The organism is Paenibacillus sp. J22FR83 (assembly GCF_059691955.1).
This window is the reverse complement of the sequence record NZ_JCAUAM010000025.1, coordinates 37,482-63,320: the sequence shown is the minus strand read 5'-3', so window position 1 is coordinate 63,320 and position 25,839 is coordinate 37,482. Positions and strand designations below refer to the sequence as shown.

General features: G+C 43.3%; 18 protein-coding genes. 3 read left to right on the top strand and 15 right to left on the bottom strand.

The window, feature by feature from the left end; all coding sequences use genetic code 11:
• A complete protein-coding gene (locus tag AC58PV_RS31460; RefSeq protein ID WP_497436876.1) occupies positions 1-843 on the bottom strand; it encodes a sugar phosphate isomerase/epimerase family protein in 843 nt (280 codons plus the stop codon).
• 149 nt (positions 844-992) lie between these two features.
• Here AC58PV_RS31460 and AC58PV_RS31455 point away from each other — a divergent pair, with 149 nt between their 5' ends.
• Positions 993-1,901, top strand: a complete 909-nt coding sequence (locus AC58PV_RS31455; RefSeq protein WP_497436875.1) for an AraC family transcriptional regulator — start codon at positions 993-995, stop codon at positions 1,899-1,901.
• Positions 1,902-1,984: 83 nt separating this feature from the next.
• On the opposite strand, the gene AC58PV_RS31450 is transcribed toward AC58PV_RS31455, so the two are convergent.
• The 9 genes from AC58PV_RS31450 to AC58PV_RS31410 all read right to left on the bottom strand — a co-directional run bounded on the left by AC58PV_RS31450 (position 1,985) and on the right by AC58PV_RS31410 (position 12,640).
• Positions 1,985-3,697 carry a hypothetical protein gene (locus tag AC58PV_RS31450; RefSeq protein WP_497436873.1) on the bottom strand — a complete coding sequence of 571 codons (1,713 nt, stop codon included), beginning with the start codon at positions 3,695-3,697 and terminating at the stop codon, positions 1,985-1,987.
• A gap of 34 nt (positions 3,698-3,731) precedes the next feature.
• On the bottom strand, positions 3,732-5,030 hold the full coding sequence (locus tag AC58PV_RS31445) for an efflux RND transporter periplasmic adaptor subunit (protein ID WP_497436871.1): 1,299 nt from the start codon (positions 5,028-5,030) through the stop codon (positions 3,732-3,734).
• 12 nt (positions 5,031-5,042) lie between these two features.
• The gene (locus tag AC58PV_RS31440; RefSeq protein WP_497436869.1) at positions 5,043-8,156 is read right to left on the bottom strand and encodes an efflux RND transporter permease subunit; all 3,114 of its coding nucleotides are present in this window, start codon (positions 8,154-8,156) and stop codon (positions 5,043-5,045) included.
• 116 nt (positions 8,157-8,272) lie between these two features.
• Positions 8,273-9,670: a sensor histidine kinase gene (locus AC58PV_RS31435; RefSeq protein ID WP_497436868.1), complete on the bottom strand. Its 1,398-nt coding sequence runs from the start codon at positions 9,668-9,670 to the stop codon at positions 8,273-8,275.
• On the bottom strand, positions 9,667-10,344 hold the full coding sequence (locus tag AC58PV_RS31430) for a response regulator transcription factor (RefSeq protein WP_497436866.1): 678 nt from the start codon (positions 10,342-10,344) through the stop codon (positions 9,667-9,669). Before AC58PV_RS31430 ends, AC58PV_RS31435 begins: the two co-directional genes overlap by 4 nt.
• A gap of 29 nt (positions 10,345-10,373) precedes the next feature.
• Positions 10,374-11,069: a 7-cyano-7-deazaguanine synthase QueC gene (gene queC, locus AC58PV_RS31425; protein WP_497436865.1), complete on the bottom strand. Its 696-nt coding sequence runs from the start codon at positions 11,067-11,069 to the stop codon at positions 10,374-10,376.
• A 64-nt stretch (positions 11,070-11,133) separates the two neighbouring features.
• Entirely contained in the window at positions 11,134-11,814 is a 681-nt protein-coding gene (locus tag AC58PV_RS31420; protein WP_497436864.1) for a 7-carboxy-7-deazaguanine synthase QueE, read from the bottom strand.
• A complete protein-coding gene (gene queD / locus AC58PV_RS31415; protein ID WP_173116536.1) occupies positions 11,814-12,287 on the bottom strand; it encodes a 6-carboxytetrahydropterin synthase QueD in 474 nt (157 codons plus the stop codon). Before queD ends, AC58PV_RS31420 begins: the two co-directional genes overlap by 1 nt.
• Positions 12,288-12,358: 71 nt before the next feature.
• Complete coding sequence (locus AC58PV_RS31410) at positions 12,359-12,640, bottom strand: hypothetical protein (RefSeq protein ID WP_497436862.1); 282 nt, start codon at positions 12,638-12,640, stop codon at positions 12,359-12,361.
• A 211-nt stretch (positions 12,641-12,851) separates the two neighbouring features.
• Between AC58PV_RS31410 and AC58PV_RS31405 the strand changes: the two genes are divergently transcribed.
• The gene (locus AC58PV_RS31405) at positions 12,852-13,481 is read left to right on the top strand and encodes a nitroreductase family protein (RefSeq protein WP_497436861.1); all 630 of its coding nucleotides are present in this window, start codon (positions 12,852-12,854) and stop codon (positions 13,479-13,481) included.
• Between the two features lie 65 nt (positions 13,482-13,546).
• Here the strand turns inward: AC58PV_RS31405 and AC58PV_RS31400 are convergent, their stop codons facing one another.
• Positions 13,547-14,629 (bottom strand): hypothetical protein, encoded by a 1,083-nt coding sequence (locus AC58PV_RS31400; RefSeq protein WP_497436859.1) that lies wholly within the window; start codon positions 14,627-14,629, stop codon positions 13,547-13,549.
• A gap of 154 nt (positions 14,630-14,783) precedes the next feature.
• On the opposite strand from AC58PV_RS31400, the gene AC58PV_RS31395 reads away from it, so the two are divergent.
• Positions 14,784-14,867, top strand: coding sequence for a YjcZ family sporulation protein (locus AC58PV_RS31395; protein WP_420848525.1), 84 nt, complete (start codon positions 14,784-14,786; stop codon positions 14,865-14,867).
• Between the two features lie 70 nt (positions 14,868-14,937).
• On the opposite strand, the gene AC58PV_RS31390 is transcribed toward AC58PV_RS31395, so the two are convergent.
• The 4 genes from AC58PV_RS31390 to AC58PV_RS31375 form a co-directional block, all read right to left on the bottom strand.
• Positions 14,938-16,365, bottom strand: a complete 1,428-nt coding sequence (locus AC58PV_RS31390; protein WP_497436858.1) for a glycosyltransferase family 2 protein — start codon at positions 16,363-16,365, stop codon at positions 14,938-14,940.
• On the bottom strand, positions 16,365-18,197 hold the full coding sequence (locus AC58PV_RS31385; protein ID WP_497436857.1) for a hypothetical protein: 1,833 nt from the start codon (positions 18,195-18,197) through the stop codon (positions 16,365-16,367). The genes AC58PV_RS31390 and AC58PV_RS31385 overlap by 1 nt, the downstream gene beginning before the upstream one ends.
• Positions 18,198-18,318: 121 nt before the next feature.
• Positions 18,319-19,119 carry a Cof-type HAD-IIB family hydrolase gene (locus tag AC58PV_RS31380; RefSeq protein WP_497436855.1) on the bottom strand — a complete coding sequence of 267 codons (801 nt, stop codon included), beginning with the start codon at positions 19,117-19,119 and terminating at the stop codon, positions 18,319-18,321.
• 106 nt (positions 19,120-19,225) lie between these two features.
• Positions 19,226-25,834, bottom strand: a complete 6,609-nt coding sequence (locus tag AC58PV_RS31375; RefSeq protein ID WP_497436854.1) for a PKD domain-containing protein — start codon at positions 25,832-25,834, stop codon at positions 19,226-19,228.
• Positions 25,835-25,839: the final 5 nt, after the last annotated feature.

The following is a 25,839-nucleotide window of genomic DNA, read 5'->3' as shown; positions in this document are numbered from 1 at the left end:
TTATTTCCTCCCCAGAATAGCGTCCATCGCACCAGAAGTGTTGTAAACAATTTGCTCACCGTGATGCGTATAGCCAGGGATCATCTCAGCGATCACATAGTCTTCATATCCGATGGTTTGCAGCGCTTTCATCACTTCTGGATAATTCACATCGCCTGCAAGCAGGTCAACGAACCCATGTAAACCGCCAGCTGCGCGGCGATAATCTTTGAAGTGTACCTTTTTGATACGATGGCTCAGAATTGAAATCCAGTGCTCCGGATAGCCAGAGAAGATCACATTCCCTACATCGAAATACGCGCCTACATACGGCGAATTGACTTTATCAATGAAATCCCGCATTTCCAGCGGTGATAATAAAAATTTGTTCCACACATTTTCGATGCCAATCGAAACTTTCAACGACTCAGCAACCTTGGAGAGCTCCTGAATCGCTTCAAGGGAGTAGTCATAGGCTTGGTCATATGGCACCACTTCAGAATCAGGGATGAAATCGACACCTACCGCACCAGGTACGACTAGAATCGTATCAACACCAAGTGCCGCGGCATGCTCAAGCTGCTTCTTAACAATGCCCTTCGCTTTTTGACGCGTTTGCGGTGAGCTGCTTGTCAAGGAATAGGACCAGAACAAGCCTGTTGCTAAACTGCTTACCTCAATCCCTGTTTCATCAGCATGCTGGCGATACGCACGAACTTCACTTTCCGTGCTTTCCAGACTAAGTTCTCCTGTTTCGTTCAAAGCTAACTCAATGCCGTCGAATCCGGCTTTTTTCGCAGTCGTAATGCAATCTTTCACGCTCATGGAGCCTGGAAATGACCAAATATTAATCCCTTTTTTCATCGTTATCTCCTCCGCTTCTTTCCTCTATTATAAAAGAGTCGTGTCGCATTGGATTTATCTATAAAGCCGAATTATTTGCACTTAAGCGAAATCGGTTGTGGTAAAATGACTATATTCGGGAAGAAAATCCCCAAGAGAGGACGGACATCATGGATTTCCCAAGGATTTATTTACAGGAATCACTTTCGATCGAAGCGCTCATTTCCTTTCACTATTTTGAATATGCCAAAGGCTTTGTATTTGACGGTGAACAGCACGACTTCTGGGAAATTCTCTACGTGGACAAGGGCGAAGTCGAAGTTCGCGCCGATGATGTCATCCATACCCTCCAGCAGGGGAATATGATCTTCCACAAGCCTGAGGAATTCCATACCGTTCATGTTAGACATGATCATAAGCCGCCTAATCTCATTGTCATTGCCTTCGCCTGCCATTCTGAGGCTATGTCTCAGCTTGCTAATAAGGTTGTATCGTTAGGTGATCGCGAACGCAATATACTCTCGCTAATCACGCAAGAGGGGTTTCACGCGTTCCTCCCGCCATTTGACTCACCTTCCGTTCATTTGCTAGAAAGAAACGAAGCGGCATCATTTGCTAGCGAGCAACTCATCAAAGCGTATTTGGAAATCCTTCTGATCACCCTTATCCGTCAACAAGACGCTCGAGGAAACGTTCAGGAAGCTCAGAAATTGAAACAATCCTCGTTGCAAAAGGAAAAAGCTGCAGTCGGGCTAGTCGCTCAAATTATGACATATCTGAGTGATCATCTTGCCGATTCTTTTACCCTCGATGACCTCTGCCAAACCTTTCACCTTGGTAAAAGTCGAATGAAAGAGCTATTCCAATCCCAACAGGGCATGGGCATTATGGAGACCTTCAAATACCTCAAAATCGAACAAGCCAAAACCTACATGCGCGAAGGTCCCTATAACATAACCGAAATTGCAAATTTACTCGGCTATACAAGTATTCATTATTTTTCGAGAGATTTTAAGAAAACCGTCGGCATGTCACCATCGGATTATGCCAAATCTGTGAAAGCAAGGCTGCACAAATAGGTTTTTCATTTGCAAAAAAGGGCAATCTCTTCTGTAGAATAACTTCTACTTGAGAGACTGCCCTTGTTTTATTGTGAGGAGGATTATTTAATAATTTTAAGTAACCGCTTAGCAGTACCGTTCTGTGTTTCAATGATCTCGTACACATGAATTGTAAACGGATAGCTGAATTGATCTGTTGAGAAGTTCGATACATCCATCATTTGAACACCACTCACTAATTTGTTAGGACCTGCAAAAGAAGCATCCTTCGCACCAACGAGGCGTCCTGCTGGATCAATAATTTCAAATCTTAATTTAGAGAAGTTGTTGTCGACAACGACATTCTCTTGCTGTGTAATGCTTAAATCCATTCTTAACTTATACGAGTAGGTCAACTGTGCAGTCGTTTGCATGCTAGTTGAGATATCGTTTATTTTCAAATCAAACGGATATAAGGAAAGTGGTGTGTCTGCTTCTTCCTTCTGAAGATCCGTTTGCAGCGCAGCAATCGTCGTCGTATACGGAGCAGCAGCCTGTGCGTCTAATATTTTAAGAGCAAAGTTTTCACTATCTTCGGATTGTGGAACAATGTAGGAATAGCTGACTACATAACTGAGTCCAGGATTCAGTATGCTAGTCACATTGGTTTGACGATCACCTTGGTAGGAAGCGCCTAGCTTGCTTGTTAACTCCGTCAAGAATGCTGGTGTAGCCGTTGGCGTTGTGCTTGTGTTCGTTAACTTGAATTTCGCAACTGCCGTCTTATAGCCTTCACCTGGGTTCTCATGCATATGCAGTTCCATTAAGGAGACTTCAGTACTCTTATCGATTACTTTGCTTTGTGCATTGAACGAAATCGGTGTACCGATCGTATAGGATTCTGCGGCTGCACTCGCCCCATCTACTGGCCAATTGATCGCAAGTTTAGCTGTGGCCAATTCTGCTGGTTGACCGCCATCTTTCGGAACAAACGTATCTGTCGATAACACGACCAAATTCGTTAATGTCACACCGCTTTCCACGGGAATCGCGTAGTGGATATACGTTGTTTCTCCAGCTGCCAAGGCAACTGGCGCGACTTCTGTTCGTTTACCTTCATAATTCTTCGACTCTGATTGTGCATCAATGCGGAAAGCAGGTACCGTTTCACGTCCCCCACCTGGATTGTTCACAAGGACTGTCACAACCGCTACACGACCTGTAGCCGTATTCTGTATGGAAGATTCAACCGTCTTATACGTAAGTCCTGAATTCACACCAGCAATCGTGAAATCTTGCCCCCACCCTGCACTAGCGATGCTTTCCAATGCTGCACTGCCCGTACCGCCATACCATACTTGATTCGTTGGCATAGAAAGCAGCGTAGTCTCTACCTTCGGATACGCATATAAATCAACATTCACGAACGAAAGCCCTTCAATCTTACCGATTTCCTTGGAATCTACGGATGCGTAATAGACAAGCTCTGCAATTTCCTTCGGTTGCAAGGAGGCTTTATTGCTTGCACTTGGTTTCAGCGTATACGAGATTCCGCTAGATGTCTGCACGCGAAGCTCATGCTCCGGCACGCGATTCTGTGCTATGCCGCCATTGTACAAGCGAACCGTCACAGCAAACTGTGAGCCCGTCGCTGTCGGTGTTTCAGCTACGCTTTTGATAGCAGCACGAATATCTTTCGTTAAACCATAATTCACAGTTGGTGCGACAACAGTTGGCGTGGAAGGCTCCGCAGCCCACGCTGCGGTACCTCCTTGAACGATCATTGCTCCCAGCATAATGGCTGTTAGACTGGATTTCCATGGTCTTTTTTTCATGTATAACTCTCCCTTAATATGAATTTCAAAGATGCTATTTGGCAGCTGGTGATGCCGTCGGTTGAGCGGATGCGGATGGGCTTGTCACTTTTTGACCGTCTTTCAATGTGTTCTGTCCAGTGATGACCAATTGCTCGCCTTCTTTAACACCTTCCAGTACTTCTTGGAACTCGCCATTAATACGTCCAAGCTTCACTTTGCGTTTCGTATATTGATCACCCTGCTGCACGAATACGAAAGTATCGGATTCTTCACGGATGATACTCAGTGTAGGCACGACAGCAACTTTCTCTTCCGTCTCCGTTGTCAATTGAACTTGATAACGGCCCCCAGGTTGAATCGTACGATCTGGATTCGGAACTTCCAATTCTAGCGTATACGTTTTGGTAGCAGCACTCATAATTGGCGCTAGGTAGCTGATCTTAGCTGTGCCCTTCTTATCAGGTGTATTCGGGTTATAGTACACGAGTTCCTTCTTGTTTTTCACAAGTTGGTAGTTTGTTTCTGCTAGTTCTGTTTTGATTTTGATCGGATCGATCTGCTGGATTTGACCCACTTTACCTGCTTGAGCAGATGCTGTTTGGCCAACCACGACATTGAAATCAGTTAGAATACCGTTGCCTGGTGCTTTCACTTCGTAATACTCCAAAGAACGAGTAGCATCCTCTAAGCTTAGACGTGCGGACTCTGCTTGCGTTTCAATTGAAGAGATGGAATCCGTATTATCGAAAGCAGATAGCTTGCTTTGTGCAGCATCCAAGCTCATTTGAGCATTATCCAATGCTTGTTTAACTTGATCCACCTGGCGTTGCACCGCGCTGCCTGCTTCAAAATCATTTCTGATTTTGTTGTAATCTTGCTGCGCGTTATTCAAAGCCGTTTGTGAGCGAGCCACGTTATCGGCCAAATCTTTCCGCGAATTCACTTTATTATCTCTTGCTTGTTGCAAGGAATCTTGTGCACTCTTCACTTGCAGCTCGCTTTTGCGCTTATTCGATAGCGCATCTTTGTTATCAATAACGAAAAGCACATCGCCTTTCGTCACATATTCGCCACGTTGTTTCAGAACATTGGTAACTTCACCGCTCGCTTTCGCCATCACATCAAGCGTTGTTCCGGCAACAACATCTGCCACCTGTTCAATCGGATTACTTATTTTCTGAAGCTTAATTACTTCCGTTTTGACCGGTTTCGGCGTTAACTGTACCGTTGCCGCATCCTTACCTCCTGGTGCAGAGCAGGCTGTTGCCAACACTGTCGCTGCGGTTAACAGCGTGATGACCCCCATCCAGCGATATTTGCTATGCCCTTTTCGTGAACCTTCGTTAATCATCGATGTGCCTCCTTATACCTCTAACGAACTCGTTGTCATTTTTTCTTTGCCTTTTTTCCGATTAAACATAGAGCTTACGCGGTTTTTCATACTTTCGATCAACTCGTAAATAATAGGTACAACGACTAGCGTCAATAGCGTCGAAGTAATCAATCCACCAATAACAACAACCCCTAGGCCTTTACCGATCAATCCGCCTTCTGCAGAGATCCCCAGTGCTAATGGCACTAACGCCATAATGGTTGCCCCGGCTGTCATAATAATCGGACGAAGTCTGACTTTCCCTGCTTCAATCAGGGCATGACGCACGGTATAGCCTTCTTCGCGCAGTTGTTGTGCACGGTCGATCAATACGATCGCATTCGTGACGACGATACCGATCAACATGAGGAACCCGATCATCGAAGTTACCGTTAATGGTTCTCTTGCAATGACGAGACCTAAGAGCCCGCCAATGACGGCTAGTGGAAGCGAGAACAGAATCGCAAATGGTGCACTTGCATTCCCGAACGCCAACACCATGATTAAGTAGACTACGAAAATAGCAGCAGCCATCGCTACGAACAACTGTGTAAAGCTTTCATTAACATCTTCAGATACACCTGTAATTTGCGGTGTTACACCCTCTGGCAATTCAAGCTCCTTCAGAGCTGTACCTAACTTCGCACTTACCGCTGTTTTATTATCGGAGTTAATTTTTGCTGATACTTTCACAAGCTGTGCCTGATTCTCTCTTGAAAGAGACGCAGCACCTTTCGTTTCATTGATATTAGCAACTTCCTTGAGAAGAATGATCGAACCATTCTGAGCCGTCAACGGAATATTGCCAAGCTTCTCTAGGGAATCTTTGTCCGTTTTTTCCAATGAAACCGTCGTTGTATATACAATATTATCGAATTTCATATCGCCTAGATTCTGCTTAGTAATCCATGTGCGTGCCGCATCTCGAACAGATGCCGCGCTTAAGCCGTAGGCTCTAGCTTTCTTCTGATCAACGGCAATTTCAATCTCAGTTTTGGCATCACTTAGATTATCTTCAACTTCAGCCAGCTCAGGGAAAGTGTTCAATTTGTCTTTCACCATTTTAGCCGCTTTCTCTAATTGAAGCTGATCATCCCCCTGGAGTGTATAAGCGAAGTCTGTACTTGATACCCCGAAATCACCTTCCATGGACTTAGGCTCAACTTCAGAACCAGCCGGCAGCTCCGATAAAATATAAGCCGTCGTTTGTTCTTGTACTTTTACAGGATCCACATTCTCATTGACTTCAAGGAAAATCTGGGATGCATAAGGCGTCTGCTCATCATCATTGCCTGCATAACCGACAAGCGCTTCAACAAATTTAAAGACAGGCTCACCTTTTGAATCTTTCAGGTCTAGTAGAACTGTTTCAATTTCTTTCGTTTTGCTATCTGTTGCATCAAATGAAGTGGAATAAGGCATTTTTAATTGGAAATACATGATATGTGATGGAGCTGATGCAGGCAAGAAGGCTACAGATAAGAACGGAATCGTTCCAGCCATGGTCCCAATGAGCAAGACAAGTGCAACTAGTAACGTTTTGATCTTATTTTTCAAGCTCCACGTTAGTGCTTTTTCATAGAACATCGTTAGTTTCGTAGGTTTAGATTCATCATGCTGAATCTTGCCTGGCTTACTGCGCAACACAAGTAATTTGGAAAGCATCGGAATAACCGTTAAAGCTACGATTAAGGATGAAAGAAGTGCGCAAGCAATCGTTAGGGCAAAAGGTCGGAAGAAACCACCGACAACCCCTGTTACCAAAGCAAGTGGAGCAAATACCCCTACGGTAGCTAAGGTAGACGACGTAATCGCCATCGAAACTTGTTTCGTTGCTAAAGCAATTACGGACTCTTTGCGTTCCTGCGCTTTTTCCAAGGACGCATAAATGTTCTCAATAACAACAATCGAGTCATCGACAACCCGCCCAACTGCGATAAATATACCGCCAAGTGTCATCGTATTAAGCGTGAGATCTAGCGTCGACATTAATAATAAGGTGATCAAAATGGAGAGCGGAATCGAGACAAGCACGATGAGAGTCATACGTACATTCCGTAAGAACACCAGGATCATTAAGGATGCAAGGACAGCACCGACGATCCCTTCACGGACAAGTCCAGAAATCGATTCTTTAATTTGATCGGCACTATCATAGGTACTTTTGAATGTTATGTTCGGTATAGTTGTTTTCCATTCCGAAATGTTCTTCTCGATGGCTTCAGAGAATTCAACGGCGTTAGCACTTCCGGCTTTATATAAAATCATACCAATCGCTGGTTTGCCATCGAGACGTCCATTGAAATCAGATTCGGTAATGGCTTTGACTTTGGATACTTGATCCAAGGTAACAATAGCGCCCGTAGGCGTAGTAATCTCTACCTTTTGGAGATCATATAAGCTGGATAAATTGCCGGTAACGCGGGTCATTTTGCTATTCCCATCGATTTCAACCGAACCGATTGGTGTTTTCGTCGCCGCGGTATTAATGGCGTTGCTCACCATGCCTGGTGATAACCCATATACATCTAAGGCTGTTGCATCTAGCTCAATATCGAGCGAGGTATCTCTAGCACCGATAATGTCAATATGGTCGATCCCTTTGATACCTTCAAGACCTGGTTTAATCGTATCTTTGAACGTTTTATCAAGCTCTGTTTGGCTGACTCCCTCGTTCGCATAGGCGACCAAATAATTCGACGGGAAGGACGCCGCACCGAAGGTAGAAGCCTTAGGCGCACCTGCTGTAGCTGGTAAGGAAACCGTGGACAAAGCGTCCTGAACAGCTAGTTTCTTTTTGTCGATATCGACATTTTGTTTGAATAAAATAATAACCATGGAGAAATTATCGCTCGAAGTGGATTGGATGGAATCTAAATCTTCTAGATTCGCTAATTTCTTCTCAATCGGTACGGTAATTTCATCCATAACGTCCTTCGGAGCGCCTGTATAGGTCGTTGTAACGGCCACAACAGGGAAGGAAACGTTCGGCATGTTCTCTTCCTTCAGCTGTGTTGCTGAATACAAGCCGCCTACAAAAAGCATGATCATGATGATGAATAACGCGGAAACGTTTTTCATCGAAAAGTATGTGAGTCGATTCATTCCTGTACTCCCCTCAACTAATGATTGTGAGTTAAAGATACAGGTTCAATATGAACTCAATATGAACAAATCAAAAAAACTTGGTGTACATTTGGTGTACAATCCAAGTTTCTTGTTCAACTCTTTTTCGTTGGCGAGTGTGTCGTCGGTAAGACGATAAGAAATAGTGTTCCTTTGCCTACCTCACTCTGAACCTCGATCGTTCCATCGTGCATATCAATGATTTTTCTCACGATAGCAAGTCCAAGACCGCTGCCACTGTCACGCTGCCTCGCCTGATCTACCTTATAGAATCGGTCGAAAATACGCCCTTGTTCTTCAATCGGAATACCCATCCCATTATCTTGAATCCATATTTGAACCCGGTCTCGCAATGGAACTAGCTTTATGTAGATATGTCCACCATTTCCTGTAAACTTAATCGCATTACCGATCAGATTCATCCACACTTGATTTAATTGATCGCTATCCGCAAAGATTTTCACGCGTGGCAAGGCCAGGTCCATATCCAACTCTTTCAATGACCATTGCGGTTCATAGAATACGACAATGCGACGCAATTGCTCGTCCAAATCATAGATCGAGGGATGAAACGGGTGATGCTCGGATTCCAATGATGCCAGCTTCAGTAAATTTTCACTTAGACGAGACAGGCGTTCACTCTCGCGTTCAATGATTTCCAAATACTTGTTCCGATCGTTTTCAGCGATATCCGACTCTCTTAATGCTTTGGAGAACCCACGAATCGACGTCAGGGGAGATTGAATCTCATGTGACACGTTGGAAACAAAATCTTGACGCATCTGCTCCAGCTGCTTAAGTTCCCCAGCCATATGGTTGAAGCTCTCTGCGAGTTTACCTAATTCGTCCTTATTATTCACACTCACATTGACATTGAAATTACCTCGAGCAAGCTTCTCTGTCGCAAGGGTTAGCTTCTTTAACGGATTCACTAGATAGCGCGAAGCGATGAGAATAAGGATGCTCCCCACGAGGAGGACGATGGCAAGGACCGATACAATCAAGGTCTGCAACTGACTGCGAGCTTCATCTGTGATGTTGGTATGTATGAATAACGCGTAGCTCTGATCACCGACGATCAGCGGCACGCCGACTTTAATTCCGTTAATTCCGCGTAACGGAGCCGTGTAATCTAGGCTTTTATAGATATTCCCCTTCAAAACATCAGCTACCTCAGACGTTTGTATCCGCGGCCTCCCTTTGGTATCCAAAGGAAGCTGCCGCCCTAATGCAGTACCGCTGGAATCAAATAGTGTGAACAAATAATTCTCATTCAGCCGATTGCTACCCGCTACAAAAGAATACAGGTTCTTTGGCTGCACTTCATTGCTTAACGAGACAATTTGACGTCCAACCGCTAGCATCTCGGATTGAAATTGCGTTGAAATCATATTCGTAAAAAAATACATAGCCAATGGAAACGCGACAAGTATACTGGTCAATACTATGGCAAGAAAGGTTAACACTACGCGCAAATATAGCGATTTGATCATACCTTCACCTCAAGCCTGTACCCCAATCCTCGTATCGTTGTAATTTGAAAACCTTCCGTGAAGGGCTCAAATCGTTCTCGCAAACGTTTGATGTGCACATCCACCGTGCGTTCATCGCCTTCATAATCGATTCCCCAAATTTGTTCAATCAACTGCGTACGCGTAAAGATTTGACCTGCATGACTTGCAAACTTATAAAGCAGCTCAAATTCCTTCAACGGCAAGGTAACCCGCTGGTCTTGATAACGCACTTCATACGTTGTACGATCGATGGTCACGCCACCAATGAGAATGACTTGTGAGGAATGTATCCGATATCGCTTTAACAGCGCTTTGACTCTCATGACTAACTCTACGGGATCAAAAGGCTTCACTAAATAATCGTCGGTACCAAGTTGGAAACCCTTCACTTTATGAACAGACTCACTCTTCGCGGTCACCATCAACAGAGGGAGTTCTGGGTAATGCGATCGCAATTCACGGCACAGCTCCCAGCCATCCATCAACGGCATCATCACATCCAGCACGACCAAGTCAGCAGGAACGGATTCCATCTGTCTCAGCGCTTCTTGCCCATTGCTGGCTTCCACGACCGTTAGCCCTTCTCCTGCCAAATAAACGCGAATCAACTCTCGGATGTCCGCGTCATCATCAACAACCATAATGCGTGTCATCCAGGCACCGCCTTTCTCAAACCTTACTCCTATGGTAAATAAGCGATTGGGTCTTTAGAGCCCGCTTCTTCAAAACCTTTCAAACGCAATCGGCAGCTGTCACATTCACCACACGCTTCAGCTTTACCATTGTAACAAGACGTTGTCAGCTCATACGGAACACCGATTTTCAATCCTTCTTCTACGATCTTCGCTTTCGTCCAGTTGATCAATGGCGTTTCAATCGTGATCCCTTTGCCTTCTACACCCACTTTGGTAGCTAGCGCGATAACTTCTTCAACTTTATGAATAAATTCAGGTCGACAATCTGGATATCCGCTGTAATCTAGCGCATTCACCCCGATATAAATAGCACTAGAACCCGTTACTTCTGCATATGAAGTTGCAATAGAAAGAAATAACAGATTGCGTCCTGGTACATAAGTTACAGGAATTTCTTCCGTCTCAGGTGCATTCGTCACATTGGGAACAGCAATCGTATCGTCTGTCAGAGCACTCCCACCGAAATCCCGCAGGAAATCTAGCTTGATGATTTTGTGACGAGCCGCAACCCCATAATGCTCAGCAACTTGCTTGGCATTCTCAATTTCAATCTTATGACGCTGTCCATAGTCAAAAGAAATCGGGAACAAGTCGTAGCCCGCTTCCTTCGCTAGTCCCATACATGTTGTACTATCTAAACCACCGCTGAGAATAATGACGGCTCTCTTTGTGTTATCACTCATGTTAAGCACCTCTTTATTATAATTTGAAAATGGCACTGTACACATGGTGTACAATGCCTGCAGGCTAGACGCCTCGCATCGCTGGGTCCCAGATTATCTTATGCAACTGCATGTTCAGCTTCACCTTCGATAACCCTTCGGCTAGCATCAGGTCTACCAGCTTGCGCGGCGGCATCGTTTCCCACACGGGGCTGAACATCGGCAGCGCTTTGGTCGGATACTCCTGCAGTACGCTGACTGCTGTTTGAAAATCGAGATCGCTCCCGATGACGAACTTCAGCTCATCTTGCTCGCGCAGCAGCTCGAAATTGCTGTAGACCATCTGATCCATTTCCCCGGAATCAGGCAGCTTAAAGTCCATCACGTAGCGAACTTTCGGTGATGAGACTTGCGAGATGAATGGTGCTAAGTCAATCGCACCATTCGTTTCGATGTGCAGGTCGTCGACCTGCGCCAGTTCAGCGAGCGCTTCGATCAGCGCGAGCGATTTGTTGCCATACAGGAGCGGCTCACCACCTGTTAGGCATATATGTCGGGAGCGGAACGTCTGAACCTTGCTGATGATTTCAGCAATGGTCATGACGTTCTCGGCTTCCGCCGGTGGGTAGCTGTACGTGGTGTCGCACCACGAGCAGCGCAGGTTACAGCCAAAAAGACGGACGAAGATCGTCGGGAACCCGGCACGGGTTCCCTCCCCTTCAACCGTCTCGAAGATCTCAACCATAGGAATGCGGATATCACGCATTACAGATCCTCCTCCATCATCGAGCGTGTGATGGCAGCATAGCTGGTCGGCGTTTCCCAGAGGCGAATCTCGTCCAATGAAATGGCTGGATAGAGATTCTCATCGAGCAATGCTTGATGAATTTCTTCATAAATCCAAACCACCATATTCTCAGCCGTCGTGTTCATCGGCGGCAATACGTCGTTCAGATAGCGATGGTCCAAGCGATCAATCACGCGTTCTTTCGTAATTCGTTTGATATCTCCAAAATCAATTGCGATCCCTCGGCTATCTACTTTTCCCCGCATAATCACTTGCAGCTTATAAGTATGGCCATGTAGACTTTTACATTTTCCCTCATAACAATGCAGATGATGCGCACTGTCAAACGTAAATTCTTTGGAAATCAAAACGGATTTATGGTGATATTTCAATTGGTTCTCTTGGATGTCACGCCCCAATTCTTGCACATTTCTTGGGATTTCATAGCTCATTATTATCACCTCATATTTTCAAAAAAAACAGTACTCTAAATTATATCATAAATAGACAGTTTGTCACCTTACTAGGATGGCATGGAAGAATTTCGCTCTTTTTTGGGCAGCCAGTCTAAATGTCCACGGATTTCTTGCATCCGTTCATTCTCATCACGCAAGTCTGCTTCAATTAAAGCAATTAACCGCTCGATTTGGCCAACAACAGAATCAGGAAGTTCAACCTCTTCAAGTGATTTCACAATGTAGAGTAAGCATTGCAGAGTTTCCTCCATAAGACCCTTCTTTTTCGCTGTCAATACGACTTCGCTCAAAAAAACAAGGTGATTCAACTCTTTTTGCGTCAATTTCAAGAGGAACAACCCCTTTCTTTTTCCATTATCCAACATTTTACGACAACGGGAAAGACTCTCTTGACATCCGCAACTATAACATTTATGATTACAGTAATTTGTTACAAAGTTGTTTACAGTTCCTCAATCGATTACCAACAAGATACAGGCATGTTTTTCGATGGTTGAACAACAATATATAGAACTTATACTATCCTTGGAGGGATCCGTAATGAGCACACAAGTACAAAACGAAGTATTGAAAGTAATCGAAGAACGTCATTCCGTTAAGCAATATCAAGCTGGGCACAAACTGCCGCAAGCTGATCTAGAGCAAATTTTAACTTCCGCTTCCTTGGCTCCATCTGCTTGGGGTCTGCAACACTGGAAGTTCCTTGTTATCGATGACCAAGCACACAAAGAAAAATTGCTTCCAATCGCTTACGGGCAAAAGCAAATCGTTGAAAGCTCCGTTGTTATTGCTGTTCTAGGTGATCTTGAAGCAAACAAAAATGCGCAAGGCGTATTCGGTCCTGCAGTTGCTGGCGGCTTCCTTCCACAAGCTGTTATGGATACACTTGTAGCACAAATCGAAGGTGCGTACCAATACCCGCAAGTTGCTCGTGATGAAGCGATTCGTAACGCTTCCTTGGCAGCTATGAACTTGATGCTTGCTGCAAAATCACTTGGCTACGATACTTGCCCAATGGGTGGTTACGATGCTGGTAAATTTGTTGAAGAATTCAATGTTCCAGCGCGTTATGTACCTGTTATGTTGATCTCTGTAGGTCTAGCTGCAACGCCAGCACGTCCGTCTGGCCGTTTCTCCCTTGATCAAATCACAGTTTCCAACTCTTTCTAATTCGAATAAAATACACGAAAGGCATGACTCTCATTGATTGAGAGATCATGCCTTTTTTGTTTGCTTTAGTGAAATTGTTCAGTTTCAAACAAAATTTCGTCGATTAGCTTATTCCGGTACAGCATCGATAAATTGAACGTTTCGTATTCCTTCTCTTTATCTAACTCATCTAATAGTAGGGTGGCAATCAATTCACGATCATCCGAATCTCCAGGTTCACGGAAATCAATAAATCCTGTAAGTTGCCGCGAGCTGATATCTACCGTTGCCGTTCCGATCGGTAAACCGCCATAGGATTGTTGATAGATCTCATAAGTTAATGTATCCATATCATCCCTTACCAGAATGATGGAATAGTCATCGCTTGTTGGTATCCACATCTCATCTTCAGCTGGCATCTCATCCACCAAATCCAACATATCAATATGGGTTAATTCCACCGTATCGACAGTCTCCCCATTATAACTCATATGGAAGACGAACGAATCTGTTTGTTCTTCATTGAAATCTGCCACCATGAGTTCCGTAACAATATCCATCTCTTCATCAAAAGGATCGAATTTCCACATAATATCTCCGATTACTTCAGATCCATAGATATGCAGGGTGGCTTCCGCTATTAATTCGGCGTCTTTATCATACACATGATAGTCGACACTGCTCCTATTTTCGTTCACAATAACGAGTTCATATCCCTGTTCTTTCTTCCGCTCTTCCAGCATTTCCATCTGTTCCGGGGACAGTTCCGATTCCTGATCCTCCATGCTAACATCCGTGCGCCATGAGTAATCCAACTCATCATCATGTAAGAGATCTACACTCGATACATAATCCATTTGAAGCGTCGATGGTTGGACGGCATGTTCGGTCACAATGACAAAATCATAATCACTATAGCTAACCGTAACCTCACACTGGGCGATTCCAAGCGCATCAATCACATCTTGAATATAGGAATGAGCATAATCATAGACTGCTTGCTTATTCGCAATCGTGATGGATTGCTGCTCCAGATGAATCGCGCCTTTGAGACGATCCGATTCCCTGTAGACTAGCGTTAACGTACCGACAAACTCCCCATTGTACATAATATCGCAGACTTCGCCGCCTGCTGTTTTCAGGTCGGGTCTTAGCATAATATCGGCCACGACTTCGTCGCCTCCTCTACAGATCTTGTGTCATTCTTCTGTAGCATGCCCATTATCGACCAAAATATGAGTAATCAGGATATTCGTCTATACACTTGTGCCCCAACTTACATATCTTATCTTATAACACTCACCACGAAAGGAGGGAATGTCCATGTCAGCAGTAGGAACTTCTTCAGCAGCAGTTCTAGTCCTTTTTATCCTTCTTGTTATCATAACTAGCGCATTCGTTATTTAATTAATTAAGCGATAGGCAAAAAGACGATCATCAGCCCACTGAGGCATGGTGATCGTCTTTTTTATTGGGGCTATTCGTCTTGATTAAGCCTTTGCCGCTCTGTTTCAATGGCAGTTAACTTCGCAGTTAGGCTCTCAGCTGCACCTGGCTTGTCCTTGAGTTGCGAGAAAATCTGTTTTGCCCGTGCAAGCTTCCCTGAACGCATGGCTAACTCGCCAAGGGATGTTGCAGCCTTCCACTCGCCAATATGGTAATCCGCGCTAACGCTGCCGCGGTAATTGGGCAGACTGGACAAAGACTGCTTAATACTCGCTTCTGCTAATCGCAGAAGTTCATCAGCTTGTCTCATTCTTACTTGCGCGAGCAAATAATGCGCATCCGGGAAATCAGGTGTATGTGCTAACGCTTTGTGGCAATAAGCTTCCGCTTCCCCGTAGTTTTTGCGATGTAAATTGATTTGAATTTGGAGTCGATATATTTCCGCCATTCGGCCGAATAGAGGCATTGAGGCACCTAGGCGCTCAGCCTCAAGTAGAGCAGTTACCGCTTGCTCCTCTAGCCCCATTCCTAGCGATTCCCGACCATAAAATAGCCAGTGGCCTGGATTCTCAGGTTCTTCCTCAATCATAAGCTTAAGCAAACGAAGGTTCCGTTCTAGCTTTCCTTTGCTTTGAATCACAGTTGGATCATAGCCGTTATGATCCAGTCGGATTTTAACAGCTCTTCGATACGTATCGAGCTGGTAGACCCCTTTGTCAGTAGCAATTTGCTCATGAATGCGGCCATAGTACCGAAGTCCTCTTTGAGCAGGAAACATCCGCACTTGTGAGAAATCATGTTGAACGGTCCCATTTATTCGATTCAAATGCCAGACATGCAGGGCTGGAATGATGGGCAAATGGTCGAACACACCTGCAATCTCACGAATTGCCTGTACATCTTCCGGAATAAGCACCTCATCCGCATCAATCCAAATCACCCAGTCCGTTTGGACATGCTGTAAGCCGATGTTTCGCGCACTTCCAAAGTTGTCCTCCCATACGATCGGAACAACTCTCACCTTCGGATATTGCTGAGCAATCCTGCGGGTTTCATCTGTCGATGAATCCACTAGCAGGATTTCATCGACAGCTCCTTGCAGAGCAACGATACACTTCGCAATATCTGCGGCTTCGTTATGCGAAAGAATCGCCGCGGTTACGGTAACCTTGGGAACATCCAAGAGATCCTCGATGTCGGGTCTCGGCTCGCCTTGAGGCATCTTCTGCATCGCCTTATAGATGTTGTTGACCCATTTGGCTTGGGGATCCAGTAGCCAAGCGCGATCAAATACCCGCTTCGCAGCGCCTGCTTGCTTCTGTAGCAAAAGCGTTTCACCAAGCATCACCCAGAGCTGCGCTTCGAGAGGCTTGCTGCGGATGGCTTGGAGGAGCTCCGATTCGGCTTCTTGGGGTTTGTTCGCTTGGATGAGGGAGATGATGTGGTTAATTATTTCCATTATGGTTTAATAATCGGAATTATGTATAATCGGCTACCACTCTTAACACTACCTGCATCTGGGTCAATTGTTAACAATAGGCTAGTAGCAGCTCCTTCAGAAGAGAAATTGTCTACTGTCACTATATAAGAACCTGTATGCATCAAATACCCGTATGTCACCTGAGCAACGCTAGGAAAGCTAACGTACTCATTGAAATAATTCGTGAAATTTGACCAATATTCGTCAACTCCTTGATAACCTAGCAATTTAGTTAAATCGATGGATTGCGCAGTACCGATTGGTGCTGGTCGATCAATGACATTAAATATTAGATCATTTTGATACCAAACTATATCACTATTTTCATTATAAGCAGAATAAATCTTCAATCTCATTGATTCATCGGACTGAGTCCCAGCAACAAATGTAATTTTATTAGAATTGCCTGAATTATACACGATCGATGGATTAGTAGGAGTTGTATTCGGCAAAGTTGTTGTTGATACGTCTATAATGCTCTCCCCAAAATCAATCCAATTTTGCGTTTCAGGTTGTATGGTAAGACTGCTTAAACCCGCCGCATTCGAAGGGAATAAGTTAATCTCATGAGGTAAAGACTCTTTTAAGAAATCATTAAAAAGTTGAATATTTACAGGCTGCTCAGTAAATAAAGATTCATTTTCTTTAGCTATTAAATTCGTTATAGTAATTGGACCCATTACCATACCTGTTCCAAGTAAAGTTTTTACATCTGCATATGTCAAAGTGTTATCAGGTAAATAGACATGTGCCGTTCTAGCCACGTTGTCACTCGAAACATAATATTTAACATCGGCCTCATAATCAAGGTAGTGATCTGTTTTATCGTAGAAAAGTTCATTCAAATCCAATTCAGATGCTTTTGATATGTTGAAGATATGACCCGTACCCGATAAGAAATTAGCAATTTGGCTAGGGTTTAACTCTGAATTAAATACAGGTGCTTCATTAGCCGGGACATTAACCGTAAATGGCTCTGATTCAGTTACACCACCTTGTCCATCACGAGCTACTACTCGAAATGTACTTGCCCCTGGATAAACGGGATGTAACCTCCAGTCTGATCCACCCTCACTCTGGTTATATGCACTTACAACTGGTCCTTCTTGTTCGGTAGACATCCAAACAAGCGTTGTCGAAATTTCATCACCATCTGTATCCGTAAATAATTGATTCAAATCCCCCAATGCATAGTCTTCTGTTTCGAGTTCAATTGTTATATCATCAATTCTTCCGATTACACTAGGAGCATGATTCCCCAGTTTTGTTCCTGATGGTATAGCTCGACCAATCTTATTTAGAACAGTTTTCACACTATCCTGTGACGTGTAGTCATTAGGAAAGGAAGATATTTTTTTCACAGCATCCATGATATCAAATTTTCTCTCTGATGAAATCGTTGAATCTACTGTCACTTGGAAGGTATCTTCGAATTCTACACCGTCAGAATAAAAAAACACGGTAAATGTAGCAGTACCTGGAGCGACAGGTTTAATTTTCAAAAGCCCTTCTATCTCGTAACCTATTTCTATATCAGCAACATCAGGCTCATTACTATGTATGATAAATTGTGAATAATCGAAAGGACTCGTTCCATAAATCGAATTAAGATCAATGACATCCGTTTGACCTACAAGTGGAACAATAGTATCTCCAAGTTTATCAATTAATACGGGGTCTGGCTTGGGCGAGTACTCAGCATAGGTAACAGGTGAAGCATCCAACAAAAATGGTACTGATAGTAGAGCAGTACTAAGGATTACCGCAGCAGTCTTTTCTTTCTTCGTAATGCGTTTACTTTGATTCTTCATTCCGATTTCACACCACCATCATCTATTAGTCTTTCTCTCATTCTATCATACGAAATATGCCCGAAAAACCCCTTAAACGACAAAAAACCTCAATTTACGAGGTTTTTTGGCCGATTTCTTATTAAAAACAGTACTTTCGTATGGCTTTATGTACACCTTCATCATTATTGGATGATGTCACGGCATCTGCTGCCACTTTCACAGCATCTGGTGAATTCTCAACAGCAATTCCCAATCCTGCGAAATCCATCATTTCCAAATCATTGTAGTAGTTGCCAATCGCCATAATTTCTGGGGCTTCAATCTCCAAAGTAGCTGCCAACGCCTTCAGAGCGTTCCCCTTATTTGCCACGGGATTCATCACATCTATGAACAAATCTCCACTGCGAATCATCCTCAAATTGCCATACAACTTCTGATCTTCCCAGTCCAATTGAACACGATCCAACACGTCCGGTTGCGCAAAAAGCGTAAATTTAACGATCGGCACGCCGAGCTCTGAAACGGAGGTAACGAGTTTAGGGTTGATGAGGAATTTTTGATACATCAGTTTCTCATACTCACCTACACGTTCGATATACATATTAAAAGCCGTACACACATCGAAGTGAATCCCTTCTCGGCGAGTATAAGCCAACATACTTTCGATTTCGCTAATTTCAAAAGAAAACTCATTTACCAATGATTGTCCTCGCTCATCCGCATGAACGGTTACTGCGCCATTGTGGGTAATCATCGTTCCTTCCAGGCCCAGCTGCTCCAGGATCGGCAATGTACTTGCTGGTGCTCTCCCTGTGCACAAAACAATATGACAACCTTGATCATGAACCTCCTGTATCGTTTCAATCGTTTGATCCGTTAATTCGTGGTGATCGTTAAGCAGTGTGCCATCTACGTCTAGGGCGATTAATCGATAATTCAAGGTATTCTCTCCTCACTCTTGTCTTATCGACTCATTGTACCATAGGTGCAATAGCAGTTCATCGATTTTACAATAACAATAACGACTTCCTTAGATTCAATCTCCATTACTGCACCCGATGAACTCCAACTGATTGCCCAGCATTCCCAATGATTTCAATTGGAATATCTTCCTTTCTAACAACACCATTCCCATACCTAATTTGAAAATGAATCGTCTGTGCGCCTCGAGGTAATCCTTCCGTTAGCGATTGGAATCGGCTATTAAATAGTTCGCCACTGAATCTAGTGGAATCACTGGACTCTGGTTCTAATTTTGTAGAAACAGATAAAGTCTTACCATCCAATCCAATCGTATCCATCCAAGCGATGACTTCGTCAACTGGGGCGGCTGCACTCTGACTCTTCACAACAAATATTTCCCCAGCATAAAATTGTTTCGGATTTACTTGTGTTTGGTGCCCTTTCTGATTATGAATAATCAACCAATTGTCCGTGTAAGTCACAACAGAACTGATAGTCAAAGGCACCGCGGTAATCGTTTTGACGACCGTTGATGTTAGGAACCCATCCGTAGCAGTGAGTGTAACGAGATAATTACCGGGATCAGTGAACTTTTGCACAAAATTTGATGTTGTAAAAGTCTTTGTAACCCCATCAGGCCCCTGAACGGTCCATAAATACGTAAGCATATCGCCATCAGGATCTGTCGAAGCATTCATGCTTCGTACTTCATCACCTTCCCAAACTGGCTTAGGATTCCAATCGAAACTAGCGACAGGTGGTCGGTTGATGTAAAGCCAAGTTTGTGGTGAATAGTCAGACCAGATGACACCATCGAATACCCTTACACGCACTCTTAATTTTTGGCCAGCTGGTAAATCGGCATTTACTGTCCAGCTACCCGTTGTTGAAGATGTGCCTTGGTAGTACTGGCCTGAATCTACAATCAGGGTATCGTTTGCTTCATTCGTGATTTGTATTTGAAAATACGTAAACGTTGTGCCTAGATCGGGGTCTGTTTGATTCCATTGCAGCGTTGGCCGCAAGGTAGTATAACGTGTTGGCGCAGCTTGTGTACCGTCGGGATCCAACATCGTTGCAGTTGGTGGACGGTTTGTAATAAGCCACCCTATGTTTGACCATGCAGACCAAGCCATTCCATCGGATACCCTTACTTGAACTTGGTACTTCTGTCCTTGTGCTAATGCTTGTGAAGTTATCCACTCCTGTGTAGTTGCAGGTGTTCCTTGTGGTTTTATCCCACTATCAACAAAAACATTTCCTAATTCATCCCTAATGACGACTTGGAAAGCGGCAAACGTTGTCCCTGCATCGGGATCCGTTTGATTCCATGTATTCGTAGGCTGCTCCGTATTCACGTGACTAGGATTGGCCTGGGTACCATTTGGGAATGTAAGCACTGCAACAGGTGGTTGATTCGGCAACGGAATCGTAATGTTGATCGTTTGTTCCACCCACTCGGACCATGCGCCGTATTCGTCAGCAACTGCAGCTCTAACCGTATATAGCCCTGTTTCAGTAGGTCGCGTAAGCTTTCCAAGCTGAGTTACACCACTAGGTGTTGTATAGCTGTACCTATTGTTAAAAACACCTCTCGTCGTCTGATAATTTCTCCCAGTCGCTTCAGTTGAATAATTTGCCGAGCTAAGCCAGCGATCGGGGTCGTAGCCAGTTTCTGTCCATTGAATCGTATGATCTGCATTCTCGGCAATCGTAAATTGTGCTATTGGTCTTCTGTGAACCAGGATTGAATGAATTGCGGGATCGGACATTTTCTGAAACATGGCAAAGACAGGTGATGGATACTTAAATCCAACTGGTGCAGGATCATCCGGTTCTTGGAATTCAACCTTGAATACCCCTACTTTAGAAATACTAGGACTTGGCGATTGAATAACAATGCCATTATAGCTATTAGTTCCTACAGGATCGGATGCGCCATCCCCTGCATTAAGAAATTTATAAGGTTCCATATTCGTAAATTTCCATGTTGCTAGATTAGGAATAGCAGGATCGTTCTCAGGATCCAAATAACTTGTGCTATAGGTAATTGGCATACCAACAATGGCTTGATTGGCAACTGCCGTATCACTATTCTCATAGATCATAGCATTGAAATCTTTCAGTTCTACATACGGGGATTCTGAGTAAAGTCCGTAGGATCCTGCAACCGCAAATGTATCATCGTAAGCATCAATAATTGGAATTCCAGATGCGTAGACGATTATGTGATTAGCTCTTACCTTAGCTTTGATATCTGTGTACACCCCGATCTTCGAATTATAAGTTTTGCTCATAATCGTAGATGAAACACCATCAACAATTTTTGTCAACTTGATGAGATTGGGTGTCATTTCTACTCTGTACATATTCTTGTTATTTTGCACTCTAAATCCGATACCTGCTGTCACGCTGTCACTATACGTATTCAGATTGAATTTGGTTTTAACACTAATATCACCGTTATAAAAACTAGCATCATTATTGGATAGGAAACCGTAACTACTACTTTCCTCTGCGTTGTTTACATCTGTTTTCACAGATAATATTGTTTCTTTCCTTGTCTGAGAGCTTCCGTAATCATAGTATCCTTGATACACTACTTTGATTGTGCCATCCTCTGTCAGGTTAATGCTCTTTATACCATGTGTGTTAACTCCATTTCCTGAATCCGAGTAATTTGTATAAGCCAATCCAGTTGGTATATCCACTTCTTTCGAACCTGTTCTCATATCGTAGACCAAGATGTTCGTTTCACCGTTGCCAATAATTAATTTTCCGTCCGAAGATATAGTAGCCTTTGGAGTAGGATTTCTATATTGAATGTCACCATCATCTGGCCAATATTGAATTAAGTATTCGTATGTTTTCACCCGTTCTATGGTCGTAGTTTGATCCGTTCCTAGGTCGTAGAACATCAAATCCCAAAAACCATTCTTACCAACAGTGGTGTAATAGCCAGGCTCTACCGTCTGTTTGATATAAGCAATCCGATTATTAAAAGCACCTAAGTAGTAAATTAAATTATTATGGGGATCAGAAGCATTCCCACCACCTACTAAATCTAACAAAACAGAACCAGTGTTTGCATTTAAAAGATACTTTTTTGCACCATATCTAATAACAATTCTAGAATCATTATCGGATATGTAATCTATACTGATGTTTTGCATCAAATTTGCAATGGGATTGCTATATTCCCAAATCACTACTCCACTACTGTTGTATTTTACCAAGTTACAAGAAGTTGAGTAATTATCATAATAGCCCCAGTAACACTTATTCTTGTAGACGTTACCGCTCGAATCCTTATTAATACCCGAGCTAATCTGAGTGGTTCCACGCTGCACGACATAACCGTCCCAATCTAAGCCCCAATTCACTGCGTCCATGAGTACCCCATCTGTCACTTTAGGGTTTGGAGAATTAAACATTGCTGGATAGGTAGTTGGTTCTGGTGGTGGACAAGTTGGAGAATCAGACCATGCAGTTCCACATGTTAACGTTTTGGTATCCGTATATGCGGGAGTTATATTTTGGTTGTTAGGGTTTTTGGTGAAATTCAAGATGTCCGTAATTCTAGTTACAAGCTCATTATACGTACTATTTTGCCAGTAGGAGTTATAACCCCCTTGTCTTTGAAATATCATATCCGAATTAGATTCCATCTTGTAAGAATAAACTAATTTCGGTATTACTTCCTCTCCCCAACCGCCATTGTTTGAAAAAACAGGCCCGTTAGCAACCGTCGATCCATAAGCAATTGAAGGATTGTCTTCATTATAAAAGTAATTGGCATCACTAGAATTTTGGCCTGATCTCCAAAGGTGCCTAGCGAACCTATTTTCTTTGTTAAAACTAGCATAATAACCATTAAGCGTACCTGTATTACCACAATCACCACAATAGCCTTTATCCGTCGAGAACCATTTTGTTACCACGTTTGAACTAGTGATTGATTTGTATGGCTCGTAATTCGTTACATTTCTCGTACTGATTGAGTTATCGTTTGAATTATAATCATACAGTTTTGGTGCTGTTACGCTTGAGGGAGAAGAGGCTGTCCATGTTGCTGAATTAACGATTGTATCGGCTGTTGGTGTAACAGTAGTTATGTTGGCAGGCTCCGGTTGGACACCAAAAGCTGAGAAATCTACTTCGGGCATTTGGTTGACCACTTCAAATGGAAAATCTTTATCCGTTGATTTCTTAAGACCAAGACCTTCTTTTAAATGTATGTGAACATTACAAGTTTTTGCCACCTGAGTAGGTGTAAAGGTAAAGTTCCCTCCACCATCAGGGGTAATATTAATTAGGGTATCATCAGCTAAAGATCCATTATTATTGTTATCGCAAGCTAAAGTAATTGCGCGCTCCGCAATTGGATCGCTGTCTGGGCTAAATGACTTATCTTGAAATGAAATAGGAACATTTCTTATTCCGATATCGTTATAGTCTAATTTTGCCACAGGTGGTAAGTCTTCTAAGACATTCAAAATAGAATGTGCTGTGCTAAGTGACCGTAATCCTGCGCTATCTGTTACATCCAGCTGAATGTCGTAATCACCAAAATCTGGATATATAGGCAGCTTAGTTCCATGCCAATCACAACTTGATATGGATCTTGACTTATAAGGAGTGTAACTATTCGCACAGCTAATATCTGGCGTAAACGATCTGCCTTCAACTACCTTTGGCGGTAATGTAATGATTGGGACTGGGTTCGGAGGTACAACGTTCATAGTTGCCGAAGTTTGCGATTGATTACCACATTTATCCGTTGCCGTTACCTTGATACTGTGCGTTCCTAGTACATTAGCGAGAAAATTTATCTTCCAACCGTCAGGCTCGTGATCCCATAAACCATAATCGGCTTTAAGTTGTTTTACCCATGCGCTAGAGCTACCATCGAAATCCCACGTTAAAAAGTATGGATCTCCGTCCGGGTCATAAGGCTCATCGTGATCATCTGGAAGCATAGCTGGCTTCTGAATGACTCGCAGCCAAACGCGTTCATCTACTGCAAACATACTCTCGGGAATAATGCTTCCACTGTCATAAGCATTAAACCAACCAACACGTACGACCGGTGGGCTATTTGCTCCTGCACAAGATGCTGGCGAAACTATTTGAAATGTTTTTGGCCCTGCATTAGCTTCTCCCCCACATGTGGACGTAACTTTAAGCGAGACACTAACAGTTCCGATTGTCATCCAACCTGGGTCAGGTGGTAATCCTCCAACATTAAAAGAAAAAGCACTGGTATTTGAATACACTTTCGAGTTTCCATTTTGCGAGACCGTATAGGCGACTTGCTTAATGGCACAACCCTCGCCACCCATAACAGAAATTCCATCGGCTATAACTCCGTTGTAACTCCCGAATTCAATTGAGGGTTTTTCGATTTTAAAATTGGCTGTAATGACTTCAGCTGGAGGGGATACCGTGCAAGAAGATTGGGGTGTGATTGTAAGGGTTTTGGTGTTGTCGGAGGTGTTCGATTCACCTGAGATAGGATCAATAAGGATAGAGATTCCGTATGGGGAAGTACTTGAGAAGGATTTGATGAAAGTGCCTGTTTTTTGCTGACCGGCGTTGATACCTGAGTAGTTAAAGGTCTGGAATGTTGTGCCATCGATTAAAACTTTTACGTTGAAGGGAGTTGTTATATCTGTTCCGCCTGTATTTGTAAATGAAAAGTGGAAATTTGTTGACTTGTTTGCTTCAATACATTGGCCGTCCTCGTCTAGAATGATGTTGCCTAAGTTAGGTGGGCCTGTTGAGGTTTCATAGGTGATTTTTATGTGGTCTGGGTATTTGTAAGTGTTGGATTTTAGGTTGACTTTAAAGGCGGCGTAGTAGACCATGACTTTTGCGCCGGGAAGTCCGAGTTGTTTGGTATAGTCCGATTCGTAGTTTAGATCTTGGGTGTAAAAGACTTCGTATCTGTCTGAAGTAATACCCTTTGTTTCAATATAATGGGTTTTAGCTGCAACTGTTACACCATCAGGTACACCATCGGGGCCAGACACAGAAGTATTAATAATCTCTGCATCGGCTGTAATATCTGATGCGTTTACTACACTTGATGGTAAGATGGTTCCGCTTGCTACCATTTTATAGTCCTTTTTTCTATCGGCTGAAAGAGATAGACCAGCACCGACACAATTAGGACTTTTAGGCATCATGGATCCATAAACATTTTCTGAATAATCTCTTCCTGAGAAGGGTGAACAACCTAGAGCACCATCTTGATACCAGTCAAGTGTTTTTCCTGAGCTACCAGGAGCATAGCGATACCAAGCGAAATATCCTTTCGCAGAATCATTGTCTTTAGATTCAACGGCAACGGACTGTCCTTGAAAATTTATTCCAGATGTACTCCAACTGGATAAACCAACAGCTGAATCTACTGTCTTAATTAGTTGACCATCTTGAAAGAAAAAAATTTCTTTGATCACTTTACCGGTAGGCGCTGAGATTGTAAAAGGATTGGTATTAGCTGTCTTGGCATCACTATAAACGGCCTGATACCCCATTGTAGAATTTGTAGAATAGGTCATATCTCTACTTTCGTCTGCTGCCGCTGCATTAGCGAAAGGCCATAAAATATCTATATATTGTATAGGGGCAAGTTGAATTATTAGTATAAATAACATTAATTTACTTATTCGTTTTTTTTGCAGGTGCATTGTGC